This is a genomic window from Streptomyces canus, assembly GCF_041435015.1.
GTDB classification, from domain to species: Bacteria; Actinomycetota; Actinomycetes; order Streptomycetales; family Streptomycetaceae; genus Streptomyces; species Streptomyces canus_G.
The window spans coordinates 1,402,259-1,420,229 of the sequence record NZ_CP107989.1; the positions used below are offsets into that span (position 1 = coordinate 1,402,259).

At 71.1% G+C, this 17,971-nt stretch carries 18 protein-coding genes and 2 pseudogenes; 9 read left to right on the top strand and 11 right to left on the bottom strand.

Annotation, left to right across the window (positions count from 1 at the left end):
• Positions 1-59: 59 nt before the first annotated feature.
• From OG841_RS06550 to OG841_RS06575, 6 genes and pseudogenes are all read right to left on the bottom strand, one after another.
• Positions 60-1,025 (bottom strand): sugar kinase, encoded by a 966-nt coding sequence (locus OG841_RS06550; RefSeq protein ID WP_328642327.1) that lies wholly within the window; start codon positions 1,023-1,025, stop codon positions 60-62.
• The gene (locus OG841_RS06555) at positions 1,022-1,642 is read right to left on the bottom strand and encodes a bifunctional 4-hydroxy-2-oxoglutarate aldolase/2-dehydro-3-deoxy-phosphogluconate aldolase (RefSeq protein WP_328642326.1); all 621 of its coding nucleotides are present in this window, start codon (positions 1,640-1,642) and stop codon (positions 1,022-1,024) included. The genes OG841_RS06550 and OG841_RS06555 overlap by 4 nt, the downstream gene beginning before the upstream one ends.
• Before the next feature lie 46 nt (positions 1,643-1,688).
• Positions 1,689-2,006 (bottom strand): annotated as a pseudogene (locus OG841_RS06560) (enolase C-terminal domain-like protein); the annotation flags it as partial.
• A 190-nt stretch (positions 2,007-2,196) separates the two neighbouring features.
• The gene (locus OG841_RS06565) at positions 2,197-3,126 is read right to left on the bottom strand and encodes a sensor histidine kinase (protein ID WP_328642325.1); all 930 of its coding nucleotides are present in this window, start codon (positions 3,124-3,126) and stop codon (positions 2,197-2,199) included.
• Complete coding sequence (locus OG841_RS06570; RefSeq protein ID WP_328642324.1) at positions 3,123-3,419, bottom strand: STAS domain-containing protein; 297 nt, start codon at positions 3,417-3,419, stop codon at positions 3,123-3,125. The genes OG841_RS06565 and OG841_RS06570 overlap by 4 nt, the downstream gene beginning before the upstream one ends.
• A 161-nt stretch (positions 3,420-3,580) precedes the next feature.
• Positions 3,581-4,792 carry a PP2C family protein-serine/threonine phosphatase gene (locus OG841_RS06575; RefSeq protein WP_328642323.1) on the bottom strand — a complete coding sequence of 404 codons (1,212 nt, stop codon included), beginning with the start codon at positions 4,790-4,792 and terminating at the stop codon, positions 3,581-3,583.
• A gap of 336 nt (positions 4,793-5,128) precedes the next feature.
• On the opposite strand from OG841_RS06575, the gene OG841_RS06580 reads away from it, so the two are divergent.
• The 4 genes from OG841_RS06580 to OG841_RS06595 all read left to right on the top strand — a co-directional run bounded on the left by OG841_RS06580 (position 5,129) and on the right by OG841_RS06595 (position 6,819).
• Positions 5,129-5,332: a cold-shock protein gene (locus OG841_RS06580; RefSeq protein WP_007379522.1), complete on the top strand. Its 204-nt coding sequence runs from the start codon at positions 5,129-5,131 to the stop codon at positions 5,330-5,332.
• Positions 5,333-5,392: 60 nt separating this feature from the next.
• A complete protein-coding gene (locus OG841_RS06585; RefSeq protein WP_328642322.1) occupies positions 5,393-5,677 on the top strand; it encodes a DUF2071 domain-containing protein in 285 nt (94 codons plus the stop codon).
• The gene (locus tag OG841_RS06590; RefSeq protein ID WP_328642321.1) at positions 5,674-6,312 is read left to right on the top strand and encodes a hypothetical protein; all 639 of its coding nucleotides are present in this window, start codon (positions 5,674-5,676) and stop codon (positions 6,310-6,312) included. Before OG841_RS06585 ends, OG841_RS06590 begins: the two co-directional genes overlap by 4 nt.
• Positions 6,313-6,567: 255 nt before the next feature.
• Positions 6,568-6,819 carry a SpoIIE family protein phosphatase gene (locus tag OG841_RS06595; protein WP_328642320.1) on the top strand — a complete coding sequence of 84 codons (252 nt, stop codon included), beginning with the start codon at positions 6,568-6,570 and terminating at the stop codon, positions 6,817-6,819.
• A gap of 22 nt (positions 6,820-6,841) precedes the next feature.
• On the opposite strand, the gene OG841_RS06600 is transcribed toward OG841_RS06595, so the two are convergent.
• On the bottom strand, positions 6,842-8,728 hold the full coding sequence (locus tag OG841_RS06600) for an ABC transporter ATP-binding protein (RefSeq protein WP_328643726.1): 1,887 nt from the start codon (positions 8,726-8,728) through the stop codon (positions 6,842-6,844).
• Positions 8,729-8,878: 150 nt separating this feature from the next.
• Here OG841_RS06600 and OG841_RS06605 point away from each other — a divergent pair, with 150 nt between their 5' ends.
• The 3 genes and pseudogenes from OG841_RS06605 (at position 8,879) to OG841_RS06615 (ending at position 11,651) form a co-directional block, all read left to right on the top strand.
• Positions 8,879-9,853 (top strand): lysylphosphatidylglycerol synthase transmembrane domain-containing protein, encoded by a 975-nt coding sequence (locus OG841_RS06605; RefSeq protein ID WP_328642319.1) that lies wholly within the window; start codon positions 8,879-8,881, stop codon positions 9,851-9,853.
• Between the two features lie 387 nt (positions 9,854-10,240).
• Positions 10,241-10,407, top strand: a pseudogene (locus OG841_RS06610) (amino acid permease); the annotation flags it as partial.
• A gap of 158 nt (positions 10,408-10,565) precedes the next feature.
• A complete protein-coding gene (locus tag OG841_RS06615; RefSeq protein ID WP_328643725.1) occupies positions 10,566-11,651 on the top strand; it encodes a mechanosensitive ion channel family protein in 1,086 nt (361 codons plus the stop codon).
• Positions 11,652-11,656: 5 nt separating this feature from the next.
• Here the strand turns inward: OG841_RS06615 and OG841_RS06620 are convergent, their stop codons facing one another.
• The gene (locus OG841_RS06620; RefSeq protein ID WP_328642318.1) at positions 11,657-13,192 is read right to left on the bottom strand and encodes a M1 family metallopeptidase; all 1,536 of its coding nucleotides are present in this window, start codon (positions 13,190-13,192) and stop codon (positions 11,657-11,659) included.
• Positions 13,193-13,397: 205 nt separating this feature from the next.
• Here OG841_RS06620 and OG841_RS06625 point away from each other — a divergent pair, with 205 nt between their 5' ends.
• On the top strand, positions 13,398-15,617 hold the full coding sequence (locus OG841_RS06625; protein WP_328642317.1) for an NADP-dependent isocitrate dehydrogenase: 2,220 nt from the start codon (positions 13,398-13,400) through the stop codon (positions 15,615-15,617).
• A gap of 99 nt (positions 15,618-15,716) precedes the next feature.
• Here OG841_RS06625 and OG841_RS06630 read toward each other — a convergent pair whose 3' ends face one another.
• Positions 15,717-16,046: a DUF5713 family protein gene (locus OG841_RS06630; RefSeq protein ID WP_328642316.1), complete on the bottom strand. Its 330-nt coding sequence runs from the start codon at positions 16,044-16,046 to the stop codon at positions 15,717-15,719.
• Between the two features lie 47 nt (positions 16,047-16,093).
• On the opposite strand from OG841_RS06630, the gene OG841_RS06635 reads away from it, so the two are divergent.
• The gene (locus tag OG841_RS06635) at positions 16,094-16,891 is read left to right on the top strand and encodes an N-formylglutamate amidohydrolase (protein ID WP_328642315.1); all 798 of its coding nucleotides are present in this window, start codon (positions 16,094-16,096) and stop codon (positions 16,889-16,891) included.
• On the opposite strand, the gene OG841_RS06640 is transcribed toward OG841_RS06635, so the two are convergent.
• Both OG841_RS06640 and OG841_RS06645 read right to left on the bottom strand, forming a co-directional pair.
• Positions 16,881-17,375 carry a hypothetical protein gene (locus OG841_RS06640; protein WP_328643724.1) on the bottom strand — a complete coding sequence of 165 codons (495 nt, stop codon included), beginning with the start codon at positions 17,373-17,375 and terminating at the stop codon, positions 16,881-16,883. The genes OG841_RS06635 and OG841_RS06640 overlap by 11 nt on opposite strands.
• A 5-nt stretch (positions 17,376-17,380) precedes the next feature.
• Complete coding sequence (locus OG841_RS06645) at positions 17,381-17,956, bottom strand: RNA polymerase sigma factor (RefSeq protein WP_266392925.1); 576 nt, start codon at positions 17,954-17,956, stop codon at positions 17,381-17,383.
• Between the last annotated feature and the right edge of the window lie 15 nt (positions 17,957-17,971).

Consider the following 17,971-nt stretch of genomic DNA (forward strand, 5'->3'; position numbering starts at 1 on the left):
CCCCCCATCGACGACGACCTTCGCGGGCGCTGCCGTTGATGTCACGTTCGGTCTCCTGTTCAGCGAATCGTCGTGCCGTCGGGCTGGTCGAACAGCCCGAGTTCGTCCCGCGTCGGAAGGCCCTCCCAGTCACCCCGGGTGGCGACGGCGAAGGCCGCGGTGGTGACGGCTCGGTGCAGCCGCGCCGGGATGTCCGCACCGTCGAGAAGTCCGGACAGGTATCCGGCCACGAAGGCGTCGCCCGCGCCGACCAGGTCGATCGCGTCGACCTGTCGAGCGGCGCGGTCCATCGCCCCGTCGGACGTGAAGGTGGTCGCGCCGTGTGCGCCACGCTTGACGACCACCTCGTTGACGCCTGCGGCCAGGAGGCTGTGCAAGGCCTGGGATTCGTCTGCGCAGGGCCGTTCCAGCACCAGTGCCAGCTCGTCCTCGGAGGCTATGAGCAGGTCGGTGTGAGCCAGGATCGGGCGGAGGGCGGCGCGGGCCCGATCGGCGGTCCACAGCTTGGAGCGGTAGTTGACGTCGAGGCAGACGGTGATGCCGGCCTCGCGGGCGGATGCGGCGGCGGCCAGGACGGCCTCGGCAGCCGACGGGCTGAGCGCGGGGGTGATGCCGGTCAGATGCAGGATGCGGGATCCGGGAACCAGTGCGGGCAGGACGTCGGCCGGTGAGACGGCCGAACCGGCGGAACCGGCGCGGTAGTAGCTGACGCGCGTGAGCGTGCCGAGGCGGGGTTCGGTGAGCAGCAGTCCGGTGGCCCGGTCGGTGTCGTCGGTGACCGCGTGGCTGATGTCGACGCCCTCGGCGCGCAGGGTGCGCAGGACCAGCGCGCCGAGTTCGTCCGCGCCGACCCGGCCCGCCCAGCGCACCCGGTGTCCGAGCCGGGCGAGGCCGATGGCGACGTTGGACTCGGCTCCCGCGACGGACAGGCCGAGGCTGCCGCCGAGCCGCAGCGCGCCCCGGGCCCGGAGCGCCGCCATGGTCTCGCCGAAGGTGACGACCTCCGGTGCGTCCGGGGTCGTCATGGCGTCTCCCCCGCGGCCACCGCGCGGAACTCGGCTGCCCGGGCGCGGAGTCCGGCGAGGTCGCCGCCGTCGGCCGCGTCCCCCACGAGGGGTGAGCCGACGCCCACGGCGAGGGCACCCCGGTCCAGGTAGTCGCGTGCGGCCTGCGCGTCCACTCCGCCGACGGGAACGAAGGGCACCTCGGGGAAGGGATCCCGCAGAGCGCGCAGATAGCCGGGCCCGCCGAGCGAGCCGGGGAAGAGTTTGATGGCGTCGGCGCCCCGTGCGAGGGCCTGTTCGATCTCGCTCGGGGTCAGGGCCCCCATCAGCACGGGTACGCCGTACGACGCCAGTCCCTCGACCAGTGCCGGGGTGACGAGGTAGGACGCACCGGCGTCGACGGCGCGTGCGGCGTCCTCGGCCGTGCGCACGGTTCCGGCGCCGAGGAGCGCGTCGGGGCCGAGTTCGGCGCGGGCCTGCCTGATGACGGCCAGGGCGTCGGCCGTGGTCAGGGAGACCTCGACGGCCGGGATGCCCGCCTCGGTGAGGGTGCGTACGGTCCGCAGGGCCGCGACGGGATCCTTGCCCCGTACGATCGCCAACAGGCGGTGGGCTCGGAGGGATTCCACCAGGTTCATGGGAGCGGGCTCTCCTTGGGTTCGGGGTGCGGGGGCCTGAGGGTGCTCACCACTCGGTGAACGCACCGTCTGCTCCCCGCCACACGGGGTTGCGCCAGCGGTGTCCGGTCTCGGCGGCCCGGCGTACCGCGTTTTCGTCGATGTCGACGCCGAGGCCGGGGCGGGAGCCGGCGACGGCGTATCCCTCCTGGAAGCGGAAGGGTTCGGGGTCCATCACGTACTCCAGCAGGTCGCACCGCTGGTTGTAGTGGATGCCCATGCTCTGTTCCTGGATGAGGAAGTTCGGCACGGAGAAGGCGATCTGGAGGCTTGCGGCCAGGGCGATCGGGCCGAGGGGGCAGTGGGGGGCCAGGGCGACGTCGTACGCGGCCCCGCACCACCCCATGTGGCACACCGACCGGGTCTGGATGCGGCGGGTCAACTCCCGTGTCACCGCGGCCTGAACGCCCCTGCGGCCGGTCGTGGACCGTTTCGGGGAGGGTCCGAGGACGCTGGTCACCGTGCGTGGTGGCCTCCGCTCGTGACATGCGTGGCGGGTGGCTGTACGGAAGGGATCAGTGCTGACCGATGTAGCTGCGAACGACCGTTCCGTCGGGGCCGGTGTGGATGCGTACGAGGTCGGCGAGGGAGTGCACGAGCAGCAGGCCCCGGCCGCCGAGCCTGTCCGGTGCGGGCGGGCGGCGGCCGGCGAGCGGATCGTTCAGGGCCCCGTGGTCGCGCACCTCGCACACCACTCGGCCCTCGTCGGCCCACACCCACAGGATGCCGGAACCCCCGCCGTGCACAACGCTGTTGGTGGTCAGCTCGGCCACGATCAGGGCCACGTCCTCCAGGCGGCCACCGGAAAGACCGAACCGCGCGGCCCGTTCGACGGCGAAGAGCCGGGCGCTCGGCAACCGGTCGGCGTCGAAGACGAGTTCCTCGGCCGCCGCCGGCTGCTCCAGGGGCTGGTTGTAGCGTGCGACCACCTGCTCGGGAGCGTAGGCGGTGCTGGGCCGTTCCCTGCCGCCGGAGATGATCAGGGGATGGGTCGCGTACGCGTCGGTGAGCACCTGTTCGTCGAGGTGGTCGGCGTCGTACGGGCACAGGATGGTGACGTCCCGGCCTTGGAACGCCGGGTTGATCAGTGCCTCGTGCTGGACGCACGCCGGGTACTCCACGGTGCTGCGGCCGGCCCAGATCGGCTCACCGATGATCCGCACCCGCGTCCGGCGATGGGTGTCCGCGAAGGCGCGCAGCACCCTGGGGATGATCCGCCCCGGGTTGCGCCCCGCCTCGGTCATGTCGAGGAACTTCACGTGCGCGACGTCCTCGCCCAGAGCCTCCTTGAGCATGGCGAGGTTCGGCCCCGGGACGGCCACCGCCACCGGCTCCCCGGCCTTCAGGCCCTCGCGGACGAAAGGCACCGTGCCGTGCAGATACTCCTCCTCGCCTCGGTAGAACAAGGCGGGGTGAACGAACGGTTCGACGCTGGGAGCCGTCATCGCCCCATCACCTCGACAGTAAGCAGGTCCGGCCAGAACATGTCCAGAACGCGCCGCAGGGTGGCGGGCGGCTCCTCGAGCACGATGCGTCGCCCCTGCGAAAGGCCTTGGGCGGTCATCGCCAGGGCGGAGACACCGGCGACGTCGACGAAGGTGACCGCTGAAAGCTCCAAGTGGCACGTCTCTTCGTCGCTCCGGGCAAGGTGGTCCAGCGTCCGCTCCCAGGCCGGGCGGGTGAGCAGACTGATCTCGCCTGCCGCTTGCCAGCCGGGCCGGTCCGTCAGCGGGAGCATGCGTAGAGCGCCCCCGGGCGGGCCCGACGATGCCGTCGGCGCGTCCGCCTTCCCTGAACTGTCCACGCAGTCACTCCTGGTTGCCTGCCGTCTTGCTCCCCAGTATCTCCTTCCGGTGGAGAGTAGGCGACGACAGCGTGCAGGACGGCGGCGGAGTAGCCCTACGAGCCGTCGGGTCTCTCCGGTCTCTCCCCGGAGCCGGTCTCGACCGGTCGGCGGCGATCGCCGTGCCAGTCCAGGATCAGGACCGTGGCGTCGTCCCTGAGGCTGCCGTGGCAGGCATCGAGGACCGCGCCGGTCAGGGCCCTGACGGCTTCTCGCGGGTGCAGCGCGCGTGTCTCGTGAATGACCGAGGCCAGGTCGGCGGCCGCGGCACCGCGCTCCTGCATGCCGTCGGTGAGAAGGATCAGACGGTCTCCGGGACGCAGTTGCACTTCCTGGACGCGGTAGGAGGCGGGTGCCGCCACACCGAACGGCAGGTTGACGGCGAGCTTGACCTCTTCGACGGTGCCGTCACGCAGCCGCAGCGGCCAGGGGTGGCCGGCGTTGACCAGTTCGCACAGGCCGGTTTCGAGGTCGACGCACAGCAACTGTCCGGTGGCCAGCCCGCGGCTGTGGCTCAGCAGGGCCTGGTGGGCGTGATGAGCCTGCTTGAGGGCGTCGCAGCCGCTGCGGCGAGCCCGCCGCAGCGCGCCGACCAGCAAGGTGGCCAGCAGTGCGGAGTTCGTGTCGTGGCCCATGGCGTCCGTGATGGACAGGTGCAGGGTGTCGCGGTCGAGGGTGTAGTCGTAGGTGTCGCCGCCGATGTCGTCTGCCGGGACCAGCCCGGCGGCGAGGGTGAACTGGGCCGCCTCGCAGCAGGGGGCCGACGGAAGCAGCTGGTGCTGGATCTCCGCGGCCAGGCTGGTCTCGGTGGTGCGCCGGCCCAGGTGGTAGAGGTCGGTGAAGCGCCCGTCCGTGACGATGATGTAGGCCAGCGTGTGTGCCGCGTCGCGGACCTGCCGCAGCACGGTGTCGTCCACGGACTGCAGCGTCACCTCCAGGACGCCGATGCAGTCGCCGCGGTTGGTGACGGGCGTGATGACGCGCTGTCCGTCCTGGCCGTCCGGCTCCACATGCTGGCGCTGGCTGCGCAGCACGCTGTCGTAGACACTGCCCTGAAGGTCGATCGGCTCGATTTGGTCCGCGACCTCGTCGTCGATCGCGGCGAGCCGTACCAGCCGCTGACCGATGAGGTCGACGAACAGGAAGGACACCCGCTGCGCACCGAACCGCTTCTGCAGGTCGCGGGCCACCACATCGACGGACTCACCGGGCGGGGCCGCTTCCGCAGCGGCCAGCAACTCGCCCAGTTCCAGATCTCCACCCTCCACAGCAACCTCCCATCGGCTGTCGCAACTTCTTCCCCGCATCTCCGCAACGTCACCCGACGTGGCCAAGCCGCCTGGTCAGAGACAGGCCCCCGGCGCCGGGTGCCGGGACCGCGGTGGAGGCGGCCGATGGCTGGAAGTACGCCGACACGGGGCCCGTCCTGATGGCGGCTGCCGCTCCCCGGGTGTAGCGTCATGACCTAGCAGTCGTGGTTCCGAAGTCCCGTTCGCCCGTGATCGCCATCACGGGCGTTCTTGCGTTTCAGCGCCTCTCCGGACCAGGGCGATCACCTCCGGGCACGCAGGGTGCGGGCCCGGTTTCCCTCGAAGGAGACTGTCGTGGCCAAGGGCACTGTCAAGTGGTTCAACAGCGAGAAGGGCTTCGGCTTCATCGAGCAGGAGGGTGGCGGCCCTGACGTCTTCGCCCACTACTCCAACATCGCCGCCCAGGGATTCCGCGAGCTGCAGGAAGGCCAGAAGGTCGAGTTCGACGTGACCCAGGGCCAGAAGGGCCCGCAGGCGGAGAACATCCGCCCCGCCTGATCGCGCTGTGCGGCAAGGCCCGGCGACCCCACTTGGGTTCGCCGGGCCTTGTTGCCTGCCGTGGCGCGGCAACGGGTCGATGACGTCGCGGTGCGGGCCCTGCTCCCCCGCGAGCTGATCCTGTACGAGTCCATCGAGGTTGGCCTCGCGCGGGGCACCCGTCGGCTGGGCCACCTCTGGGAGACGACCGTGGAACACGAACCCTGGCCGCTGATCACCGCGGCCGTCGACGTGCTGGAGCAGACGCGTACCGCCGCGGTGGTCCCGCCCGCCCCGCTCGACGAGCCCGTCGTGCACTTCTCCTCCGCAGGCGAGCTCGGGCCCTCCCGGCGCCTTTTCTCGTGAGTGGGCCGCCCGGCGGGGCCCTGCGTGGCGGACGGCTGCGTTTCGACGGCTGGATCGCCGGCCTGGGCACGGCGTCCGGGACCCGCATCGTGCTGGGGCACTGGCCGCGGTCGCCGTTCGGGCCGTTCAGCGACGTGATGGTGGAGCGGCCCGACGGAGAACGGCTGCTGCTCGCCCCCACCCGGCAGACGGCGGAATTCGTCGGCGGCACCTACGCGTTCGACACCGTACGCGTCGTCCCGGTCCGGGTGCGCGTCGCGGACGGGACCTGGAGGGTCGCCGCGGGGCCGCTCGACCTGTGTTTCGTGACGGGCCGCAGACGACTCCTCGGGCTGCTGCTGTGCGCGGTGCCCGGCGTGCTCGCCGGACGGCCGGGCTGGTGCACGCTCACGTCCCTTCCGGCCCGCGTGCTGCTGCCCGGCGTACGCACCCGTGGCAGTGCGCGAGCGGGCCGCCGGGAGTGGTACGGCGCCCGGGACCTGCGGCCGATCCACGCGGTGTCGGCGGTCTTCGACGGAGACGACCTCGGTGCGATGGCACCCGTCGTTCCGCCGGTGCGCTTCGGATTCGGATCCGTGCCGAGGAGGCCCGCTCTGACCCGGGTCACGACCACGGTGGCTCTGGAGCCGGACTGAGGACTCACGGCCAGGGGTACCCGGCAGGCCCGTCCCCGGAGAGGCAAACCGCCCGGGGACACCGCACGGGTGCGGAGAGGCACGCGTGGACGTGATGAAACACGCCCGCGCCGAGGAGCGGTACGAGTTCAACCACATCCGCCGCCACGCGGACAAGGCCCGTCCGGCCTCCATGGCCACCGCTCCGAAGGCGGCCGAGGCCGTGGCCCCTGCCCACCCCGCCCCGGGACCGAGTCGGCGGCCAAGAACATCGTCATGGAGCCGGGCGACCGGCTGCTGCTGCACACCGACGGGATCGTCGACGCCCGCGATGCCGAGGGACGGCGGTTCGGCCGTGAGCGTGCCGACTTCGTCGTCCGCCACCACTCCGGCCGCCAGACCCTGCACGAGACCCTGCGTCGGCTGATGCACGCCGTCCTCGACCACCACTGCGGCCGCCTGGACGACGACGCCGCCGTCCTGCCGGCCGAATGGCGCGCCGGCCACCAGCACCGGCTCGTCCCCTGACTCCCTGAGAACGCCTGACGGGCTACGCCACGACGGTCTCGGTCACCCCGTCGTCGTGCGACGCGAACTGGGTCCGGTACAGCTCCGCGTACCGGCCGTCGAGCACGAGCAGTTCCTCGTGCGTCCCCCGTTCCACGATCCGCCCGTCCTCGACCACCAGGATCTGGTCGGCCGCGCGGACCGTGGACAGCCGGTGGGCGATCACGATCGCCGTCCTGCCCTCCAGCGCCTCGGCGAGCGCCTCCTGGACGGCGGCCTCCGAGGTGTTGTCCAGGTGGGCGGTGGCCTCGTCGAGGATGACCACCCGCTGGCGGGCCAGCAGGAGACGGGCGATGGTCATGCGCTGACGCTCGCCGCCGGAGAGCCGGTAGCCGCGCTCGCCGACCACGGTGTCGAGACCGTCCGGCAGGGACCGTACGAGATCGTCCAGGCGGGAGCGGCGCAGGGCGTCCCACAGCTCGGCCTCGGCCGCCTCCGGGCGGGCCAGCAGCAGGTTCGCGCGGACCGTGTCGTGGAAGAGATGGCCGTCCTGGGTGACCATGCCGAGGGTGGCCCGCAGGGACCCGGCGGTCACGTCGCGGACGTCGACGCCGCCGATGCGTACGGCGCCCTCGTCCACGTCGTACAGCCGCGGCAGCAGTTGCGCGACGGTCGACTTCCCGGCGCCGGAGGAGCCGACGAGGGCGACGGTCTGGCCGGGTTCGGCGCGGAACGAGACGCCGTGCAGGACCTCGGCGCCGCCGCGGGTGTCGAGGGAGGCGACCTCCTCCAGGGAGGCCAGGGAGACCTTGTCGGCGGAGGGATAGCCGAAGCGGACGTCCGAGAACTCGACGGCGACCGGACCCTCGGGGACCGCTCGGGCGTCCGGCTTGTCCTCGATCAGCGGCTTCAGATCGAGTACCTCGAAGACCCGCTCGAAGCTGACCAAGGCGCTCATGACCTCGACGCGGGCACCGGCGAGGGCGGTGAGCGGGGCGTACATGCGGGTCAGGAGCAGCGCGAGGGATACCACGGCACCCGGTTCCAGGGTGCCGCGCAGGGCGAACCAGCCGCCGAGGCCGTAGACCAGGGCGAGAGCCAGCGCGGAGACCAGGGTCAGGGCGGTGATGAACACCGACTGGGCGGTGGCGGTCCGGACACCGATGTCGGCCACGCGACGAGCCCGGGCCGCGAACTCCTCGGACTCCTGCTCGGGGCGGCCGAAGAGCTTGACCAGGGTGGCGCCGGGCGCGGAGAACCGCTCGGTCATCCGCGTGCCCATGGCCGCGTTCAGCGCGGCCGCCTCCCGCTGCATCCGGGCCATCCGGCTGCCCATGCGGCGGGCCGGGATCACGAACACCGGGAGCAGCGCGAGCGCGAGCAGGGTGATCTGCCAGGACAGGGTGAGCATCACCACAAGGGTCAGCAGCAGGGTGACCAGGTTGCTGACCACGCCCGACAGGGTGTTGCTGAAGGCGCGCTGCGCGCCGATGACGTCATTGTTGAGACGGGAGACCAGCGCTCCCGTACGAGTGCGTGTGAAGAACGCGACCGGCATGCGCTGCACATGATCGAACACAGCCGTCCGCAGATCGAGGATGAGTCCCTCCCCGAGCGCGGCCGACAGCCGTCTGCCGAGGACGCCGAGGGCGGCCTCCGCGACCGCGATGAGGGCGATGAGCAGGGCCAGGCGTACGACCTTGCCCTCGTCGTCGCCCGACACGATCGCGTCGACGATGTGTCCGGCCAGCACGGGCGTGGCGACGGCGAGCAGCGCGGTCGCCACCCCGAGTACGACGAAACGGACTATACGGGTACGGTGCGGGCGGGCGAACGAGCCGATCCGGCGCAGTGTCGCGCGGGCGAACGGGCGGCGCTCCTGCTCGGCGGTCATGACACTGTGCAGCTGTGTCCAGGCTGTGGTCTCCATGCTCATGGGAGAGAACTTAGAACCTCGAGCGTTATTGAGGTCAACGTCCGCACAACAACCGCCCGACCGAAGGACTCGATGACCGTACGTAAGACCCTGGCCCCGCTTCCGCAACCCGCCGTTGGCGCGGCGAGGCAAACCTCTCCCGATGTGACAGCGGTAGAACTCCCCCAGGGACGCCCTCTCCAGCGCCTCCCCGTCCGCCGTATCCGCCAGATCCTGTGTCTGCTCCCGCTCCTGCTGGTCACCGTCGTGGCGGTGCGGCACCGGTCCGTGCTCGCCGAGGGCTTCGGCCATCTGCGGCACGCCGAGTGGCCGTGGCTCCTCGCCGCGGCCGGTGCCACCTGTCTGACCTGGGTGGCCGCGTCCTTCACCCGGCAGGGCGCGGTGGTGGAGCGGCTGCCCCGGCGGCGGCTGCTGGCGACGCAGTTCGCGGCGGGCGCGGCGAACCACCTGTTGCCGACGGGTCTCGGCGCGGGGGCGGTCAATCTGCGCTTCATGACCGTGTGCGGTGTCTCGCTCGCCCGCTCCTCGGCCGCGCTCGCCCTGTATCTGCTGGCGGAGTCGATCGGCCGGCTCACCCTGCTGGCCGTACTGTTCGTCGCCTTCCCGGACGCGTTGCGCCTGGACGGGCTGCTGCCCGACACCGCGGTCGGTCCGCTGCTGCTGGGCCTGGGCGCGGTGCTCGTGGTGGCTGTGGGTGTGCTCACGGGTGTCCGCCGGGTGCGGACGGCCGTGGCTGCCTTCCTGCGGACCGCGCTGGGCGAGGCCCGCTCGGTGCACACCCGCCCGTCCCGGGCGCTCGCGCTGTGGGGCGGTTCGCTCGCTTTCCCTGCGTTGCAGGCGGCAGGGCTGGCCGCGGTGGGGCAGGCGCTGGGGTTGTCGGTGCCGCCCTTGCACATGGCGGTGGCGTATCTCGCGGCGACCTGCGCGGTGGCGCTGGTGCCCACACCGGGCGGGGTCGGCTCGGTGGAGGCGGCTCTGGTGGTGGCGCTGGTGGCGGCCGGCGGCCCGGTGGCCGTGGCCACGGCGGTGGTGCTCGCCTACCGGATCATCACGGTCTGGGTGCCCCTGGTGCCGGGGGCCCTGACGCTGGGTGCGCTGGTGCGGCTGAAGGTGATCTGACCCGGGCGTCGCGCACCAGGCCGTCCTCGGGTCGACCTGGTGGGTCCAGCGGGCGGTCAGGGTGATGGTCCGGTGGGGGCCGCCCTGCGCAGGCGGGCGCGGTGCAGGGTGCGGCCGTCCTGGGTGAGGTACGGGACGGGGCGGGTCAGCGGGGTCGCCGTGCGCAGGACGTACGGCAGGCGGTCGGCCGGGGGACGCGGTTCGAGGCATTCGGCTCCGGCGCGGGTCTCCAGGGCGGCACCGCCACATACGCGCCCTCCCGGGCCGCGGTCGCCGCGCTCCCCGCGCGGTGCGGCACACTGCCGACGGCGAACGCGCCGGGCCGTGAGGTGTGCTGCGAACCGTCGACCTCCGGGCCCCGCGTGCTGGTGTCCAAAGCCAGGTCGTCCCGCTCTGCTGCGGCTGCGCGCGGGGAGCCGTTTTCGGCCGGGTCCGTGGAACCTGGGCGGTGGAGCAAGCCCATCGGGTGGACGGCCCGGCGGTCGTACGGAACGCCCACGACCGCCGCGAACTCCGACCGGGAGCAGGTCGAACTCGCCGAGGGCATCGTCTGAAACCGGGCCGTCCGGCATGAGGTCAGGTACGAACTCCCGTGCCGGATACGGCAGGATGAGCGGTCGCGTCGGCCACGGAACCTTCACACGGCCGACGCGATCGCACCCCGCACTTTCGAACAGGTGGCAACGTGACGGCATTTCAACGGGATCTCACCATGGACGACATGGTCGGCGCCGGCATCGCCGTGGTGGCGGGCCTGGTGGCGGCTTTCCTGCTGCGCATGCTGCTCAAGTGGCTGGGCAAGCACGCGGACCGCACCAAGTGGGGCGGCGACGACGTCCTCGTGGCCGCGCTGCGGACGGTGGTGCCCTCGGCGGCGGTCGCGGGCGGCATCGCCGTAGCCGCGGCGGCGCTGCCGCTGACCAAGGCGGTCCAGCACACCGTCAACCAGGTGCTGACCGTGCTGCTGATCTTCGTCGTCACGGTGGCGGCGGCCCGGCTGGTCGCAGGGCTCGTGCGGACGGTCACCACGTCCCGCTCCGGGGTCGCCGGTTCGGCCACGATCTTCGTCAACATCACGCGGGTGCTGGTCCTGGCGATCGGATTCCTGGTCGTCCTGCAGACCCTCGGCATCTCCATAGCGCCGATGCTCACCGCCCTCGGCGTCGGCGGTCTCGCGGTCGCGCTCGCCCTTCAGGACACCCTCGCCAACCTCTTCGCGGGCATCCACATCCTCGCCTCCAAGACCGTCCAGCCCGGCGACTACATCCGGCTGGCCAGCGGCGAGGAGGGCTACGTCGAGGACATCAACTGGCGCCAGACGACGGTCCGCGCGCTCTCCAACAACCTGATCGTCGTGCCCAACGGCGAGCTCGCCAAGACGAACATGACCAACTTCATGCGTCCCGAGCAGCAGTTGACGATCCTGGTGCAGGTCGGGGTGGCCTACGACAGCGATCTCGACCACGTCGAGCGGGTCACCTGCGAGGTCGTCACCCAGGTCATGACGGAGATCGAGGGCGCGGTCCCGGAGCACGAACCGCTGGTGCGCTTCCACACGTTCGGCGACTCCCGCATCGGCTTCACGGTCATCCTGGGCGTCGGCGAGTTCAGCGACCAGTTCCGCATCAAGCACGAGTTCATCAAGCAGCTGCACAAGCGCTACCGCGAGGAGGGCATCCGGATTCCCGCGCCCGCGCGGACCGTTGCCCTCCAGCAGGGGTCGGTGTCGATTCCGCAGCAGCGCGGGGCCCAGATCATGATCGAGCCGGGCGAGGTGTCCTCCACCCGGCTCGACTGAGTCCGCTAGAGGGTCGCCGAGTTGTCGTGCCAGTGGCCGTCCGTCCGGTTCTGCGGCTGCCGCAGCGCGGAGCCGGCCGGCGTCACCGTCCAGTCCGGGTGGCCGGGCATCCTCGGGGTCTTGGTGCCGTAGAGCCAGTCCCGCAGGAAGCCGGACTGGTCGGTGCCGGAGACCTCCGAGGCGACGGCGATGTAGTCGCCGGTCGACGCCGAGGCGTTGCGGAAGCGCTCCAGGAAGGTGGACTCGATCGCGCTGAAGACGCTCTCGCCGACCTGCTGGCGCAGTGCGTACAGGACGAGGACGCCGCCCAGGTAGCGCTGGCTGTCGAAGAGGTTCGCCTCGTTCGGGGCGGCGACCGGGCCCGAGGACCTGCGCCACTGGTCGCCGCGCGCGTAGGTGTCCTTCATGCGGGCTTCCATCGTGGTCAGACCGAGGGAGTCGGCCCAGCCGCGCTCGTAGCGGTAGAGCAGCCCGTAGAAGTCGGCGTGGCCCTCGTTGAGCCACAGGTCGGACCAGGTGGCCGGGCTCACGCTGTTGCCGAAGTAGGAGTGGACCAGCTCGTGCATCATGTGCGAGCCGATGCTCTTCTCCGCCTGGAGCAGGAAGTTCGGCTTGTACAGGGTGAGGGTCTGGGTCTCCAGACCCGTGAAGTCGAAGGCGTTCGAGGCGTCGTTGTTGCACGGCAGCAGGCCGTACGTCTCGAACGGGAAGGCCCCGAGCCGCTGTTCGATCCAGCTCACCAGGTTCGGGGTGAGGGCGAGCGCGGGCTCCAAAGCGGTGGCCCGGGCGGTCGGGACGACGTCCCTGAGCGGGAGTCCGTGCGGCCCCTGCCGATCCTTGATCACGTAGTCGCCGACCGTGATCTGCACGATCTCGGTGGCGATCGGCTCCCGGGACCGGTAGCAGTACGCGGTCCGGCCGTCGCCGAGGTCCTCGGTGCTCACCAGGTGGCCGCTCGCGACGCCCTTGAGTCCGGCAGGGACGGTGATGCGGATGGTGAAGTCCGCCTTGTCCGAGGGGTGGTCGTTGCACGGGAAGACGGTGTGCGCCGTATTGGGCTGGGGGCAGATCGCGAAGCCGTCCGGGGTGGGCACCCAGGCGGTGTGGGCGAGGGCGGCCCGCGGGTCCGCCGTGTACGTCACGGTCACGGTCGCCGTGGTGTGCGCGGCCAGGGGGACGGCCGGGGTGATCCGCAGCTTCTCGCCGGCCTGCTCCCGGGCGGCCGGGACGCCGTCGAGCAGCACCTCGTGCACGTCGAGGCCCAGCGCGTCCAGGGAGAGGCGGCTCAGCTCCTGGGTGGGGGTGAGCGTCAGGGTCGCCGTCGCGTCGACGAGCCGGGTCGTGGCGTCGTACGCGAGGTCGAGGTGATAGGCAAGGACGCGGTAGCCGTCATTGCCTAGGCCCGGGAAGACGGGATCCCCGAGGGTCTCCGGGCCAGGGGTGCCGGTCTCCGGGTCCGCGTGCGCCGGGGAGGCCACGGACAGGGCCGCCACGGTGCCGAGCAGAGCTGCCGGGGCCGTCACTCTGGTGCGATATCTCATGGTCTGCTTTCCCTCGGGCGGCCGGGTGGTCGGGTCCGGCCGTCGGATGAGTGCGATCACCCTGCATGACCACAAGATCGGATGCTTCGGTTGCCCCGGGGATGTGCAGGATCTTCGGAAGTAGGCGAGGACCGCTGTCGAGGTCGGCGGGATCACGAGATATCTTGATGTCGAGCAATGTTGCAGACGTGGAGCGGAGCACCCGGTGACTGACTCGACCATCATCTATACGCACACTGACGAGGCCCCGGCCCTGGCGACGTATTCCTTCCTGCCGGTGGTCCAGGCGTACGCCTCGCAGGCGGGTGTCTCCGTGGAGACGCGGGACATCTCGCTGGCCGGACGCATCATCGCCGTGTTCCCGGAGTACCTGACCGAGGACCAGCGGATCCCGGACGCCCTGCACGAGCTGGGCGAACTGGCCAAGACGCCCGAGGCCAACATCATCAAGCTGCCGAACATCTCGGCGTCGATCCCGCAGCTCAAGGCCGCCGTGGCCGAGCTTCAGGCCCAGGGCTACGCGCTGCCGGACTACCCGGACGACCCGAAGACCGACGAGGAGCGGGACATCCAGGCCCGCTACGACAAGGTCAAGGGTTCCGCCGTGAACCCCGTCCTGCGTGAGGGCAACTCCGACCGCCGCGCCCCCGCCTCGGTCAAGAACTACGCCAAGAACCACCCGCACCGCATGGGCGCCTGGTCGTCGGAGTCCAAGACCAACGTGGCGACCATGGGCGTGGACGACTTCCGCTCCACCGAGAAGTCCGTGGTGATCTCCGAGGCCGGCTCGCTGCGGATCGAACTGGTCGGCGACGACGGCTCCACCACCGTGCTGCGCGAGTCCGTACCGGTTCTCGAGGGCGAGGTCGTCGACGCCTCGGTGCTGCACGTGGCCCCGCTGCGGGAGTTCCTCACCGCGCAGATCGCCCGCGCCAAGGCCGAGGACGTGCTGTTCTCCGTGCACCTGAAGGCCACGATGATGAAGGTCTCCGACCCGATCATCTTCGGTCACGTGGTGCGCGCGTTCTTCCCGAAGACCTTCGCGCAGTACGGCCAGACGCTCGCCGCGGCCGGCCTGACCCCGAACGACGGTCTGGGCGGCATCCACAAGGGCCTGGAGTCCCTGCCCGAGGGCGCCGAGATCAAGGCCTCCTTCGACGCCGAGCTCGCCGAGGGCCCGGCCCTGGCGATGGTCGACTCCGACAAGGGCATCACCAACCTGCACGTGCCGTCCGACGTGATCGTGGACGCCTCGATGCCGGCCATGATCCGCACCTCCGGCCACATGTGGGGCCCGGACGGCCAGGAGGCCGACACCCTCGCGGTCCTGCCGGACTCGTCGTACGCCGGTGTCTACCAGGCCGTGATCGAGGACTGCCGTGCCAACGGCGCCTACGACCCGTCGACCATGGGCTCCGTCCCGAACGTCGGCCTCATGGCGCAGAAGGCCGAGGAGTACGGCTCCCACGACAAGACCTTCGAGATCCGGACCACCGGCACGGTCCGCCTCGTCGACCGGAACGGCACCGCCGTCATCGAGCAGACGGTCTCCGCCGGCGACATCTTCCGCGCCTGCCAGACCAAGGACGCCCCGATCCGCGACTGGGTGAAGCTGGCCGTCACCCGCGCCCGCGCGACCAGCAACCCGGCGGTGTTCTGGCTCGACGAGACCCGCGCCCACGACGCCAACCTGATCGCCAAGGTCGAGCAGTACCTGACCGAGCACGACACCGAGGGCCTGGACATCCGCGTCCTGAACCCGGTCGAGGCCACCAAGCTGTCGGTGGAACGCATCCGCCGCGGCGAGGACACCATCTCCGTCACCGGCAACGTGCTGCGCGACTACCTCACCGACCTGTTCCCGATCCTGGAGCTGGGCACCAGCGCCAAGATGCTGTCGGTCGTCCCGCTGATGGCGGGCGGCGGCCTGTTCGAGACGGGCGCCGGCGGCTCCGCGCCGAAGCACGTCCAGCAGCTGGTCAAGGAGGACTACCTGCGCTGGGACTCCCTCGGTGAGTTCTTCGCGCTGGTCCCGTCCCTGGAGCAGTACGCCGACTTCACGGGCAACTCCCGCGCGAAGGTCCTCGCCGACACCCTCGACCGCGCCACGGCGACCTTCCTCAACGAGGACAAGTCCCCGACCCGTCGCGTCGGCGGCATCGACAACCGCGGCAGCCACTTCTACCTGTCCCTGTACTGGGCCCAGGAGCTGGCCGCGCAGACCGACGACGCGGACCTGGCGAAGGCCTTCGCCCCGCTCGCCGAGACGCTCGCCGCGCGCGAGCAGAAGATCGTCGAAGAGCTGAACGCCGTCCAGGGCAAGCCCGCCGACATCGGCGGCTACTACCAGCCCGACCCGGCCAAGGCCGCGAAGGTCATGCGCCCGTCGACGACGTGGAACGAGACGCTGGCGTCCCTGAGCTGACCCGGGCTCGCTCCGTGACCCCGCCCCGACCGGCAACTGTCCGGCCGGGGCGGGGTCGTCTCCGCCGTGGGGAGGCCGCGAGTCCGCGGCGAGGATCTCTCACCAGTCCCGGGTCGCGATGAGCTCCTCGACGTCGGCGTCCGCGAAGCCGTAGGCGTCGGCCACGAACCAGAAGTTCTCGGCTATCTCCTCGCGGGCCACGGTCTCGATGTCGAAGTCGTCGTCCTGCAGGTCGTTGAACTCCTCGGTGGCCGCCTGGGTCAGCACGTACAGCGCGGCCAGGTCGGCGGGCCGGTCCGCCTCGATCCGCTCGCACAGCCGCAGCAGGATCTCCTTGCCCCGGTCCACCGCGCGGTCGGGGTAGTAGCCGTCGCGGTAGAGCGCCTCGAGGAACGAGTGGGCCGTCACCTGCTGGTTGCTGATGTTCATGCTGAGATGGTGCACCACGCCACTGACAACGCCCCGGGAGCAGCCGTATGCCCTCGTTCGACCTGTTTCCCGGTGCCGAGCGGTCGCCGGTGATCCTCCATGTGCCGCACTCGGGGCGGGAGATACCGGCCGAGGTGCGGGCCGGGATCGTGCTGGACGACGTCGCGCTGGAGCGGGAGCTCGATCACATCGTCGACGCGCACACGGCTCGGCTCGCCGAGGAGACGGCCCGTCAGGCCCGCCTGACGCCGTGGCGGTTCGTGAACCGGCTCTCGCGGCTGGTCGTCGATCCCGAGCGGTTTCCGGACGAGCGGGAGGAGATGCTCGCCGTGGGGATGGGGGCCGTGTACACGCGGACCACGCACGGGGAGGAGCTGCGGCCCGCGGACACCGACCCCGAGCCGCTCCTCGCGCGCTACTTCCGGCCGTACGCCCGGGCGATGACCGACGCCGTGGCCCAGCGGCTGGCCGTCACCGGCCGGGCGGTCGTCATCGACGTGCACTCCTATCCCAGCGCGCCGCTGCCCTACGAGCTGCACGGCCAGGGGCCACGGCCGCCGGTCTGCCTCGGCACCGACTCCTTCCACACCCCGCCCGAACTGCTCACCGCGGCCCGCGAGGCGTTCGGGGACGTCGGGCTGGACAGCCCGTTCGCTGGGACGTACGTGCCGCTGGAGTTCTACGGCCGCGAACCCCGCGTGAGTGCCCTGATGGTGGAGATTCGGCGGGACACGTACATGACGGAACCGGGCGGACCCCCGGGGCCGGGGATCCACCGGCTCGCGCAGGCACTCGCCGCTCTCGTGGACGCTCTGGAGTCTCCTGACGCGCGGTTCAGACGGTGAGCCAGTCGGTGACGATCACTCCTTCGCCGGTGCGCAGCCGCAGGGCGAAGGGACCGGCGGGCGACACCTCGTAGAGGAAGCGCCCCATGTCGTCGGTGGCGAGCGGCGAGCCGGCCTGGGGACCGCTGAGCACCTCGATCCGGGCCGACTGGGGTGGCAGCACCTGCCCCATGAGGCCCTGCGGGGTGAGTTCGACGTCGACCGTCACCTCGCCCGCGTGGAAGGTCAGCATCCGCGGCGCCCCCGTCGCTCCCCTCACCGGAAGGGCGTCCACCACCGAGTCGAAGGCGAGTTCGGCGATCCTGCTGTCCAGGTCGTGCAGCGCGAACGCCTCGACGGCGATCTGCCGCAGGGCGGGCGGTACGGGGTCCAGGATGGCCGTCGCCTGCCGGAGTTCCTCTTCCAGCAGTTCGAGGGCGAACTCCTCGTCCGGCGACGCCTCTTCGTCGAAGACCGCGTCCTGATCGTTCTGCTCGTCGTTCATGTCGCTCATACCGCCCCCCGGGCTTCGAGCCGCGCCCGCAACCGCCTCAGGCAGCGCTGGCGCAGTGGTCCGATGCTGCCCACCGCGATACCCAGGGCGGCGGACACCTCCTGGTAGCCGGGCTTCGGCGAGGCCATCAGGATGCGCAGCAACTGACGACAGCGCTCGCCGAGTTCCTCGAACTCCTGCCACAGGTACCGGACGCGCTCGCTCTGGGCGGCGGCCTCCTCGGAGTCGATGAACGACTGCTCGGGTGTACGGTCCTCGCTGATCCGGTCCAGGAGCTGCGGATCGTCCGTGACGGTCAGCCGCCTTAAGCTCTTGAGCACCTTCAGGCTCTCGTGGCGCGCGGTGCTCGCCAGCCAGGACTTGGCCTTGTCGGGTTCGCGGATCCGCCCGAGGTGCTGGGCGAAGCGGAACCACACGGTCTGGTACACCTCGTGCGCGTCGGCGTCGGAGAGCCGGTGCGCGCGCACGACGGACCACACCAGTGGGCTCAGCCCTTCCACGAGCGCTTTCCAGGCCGCCGCGTCACCGTCGACGGCGGACTGGACCAGCGCACCGACATCTGCTCGGTCCACGGCCCCACCCCTCGT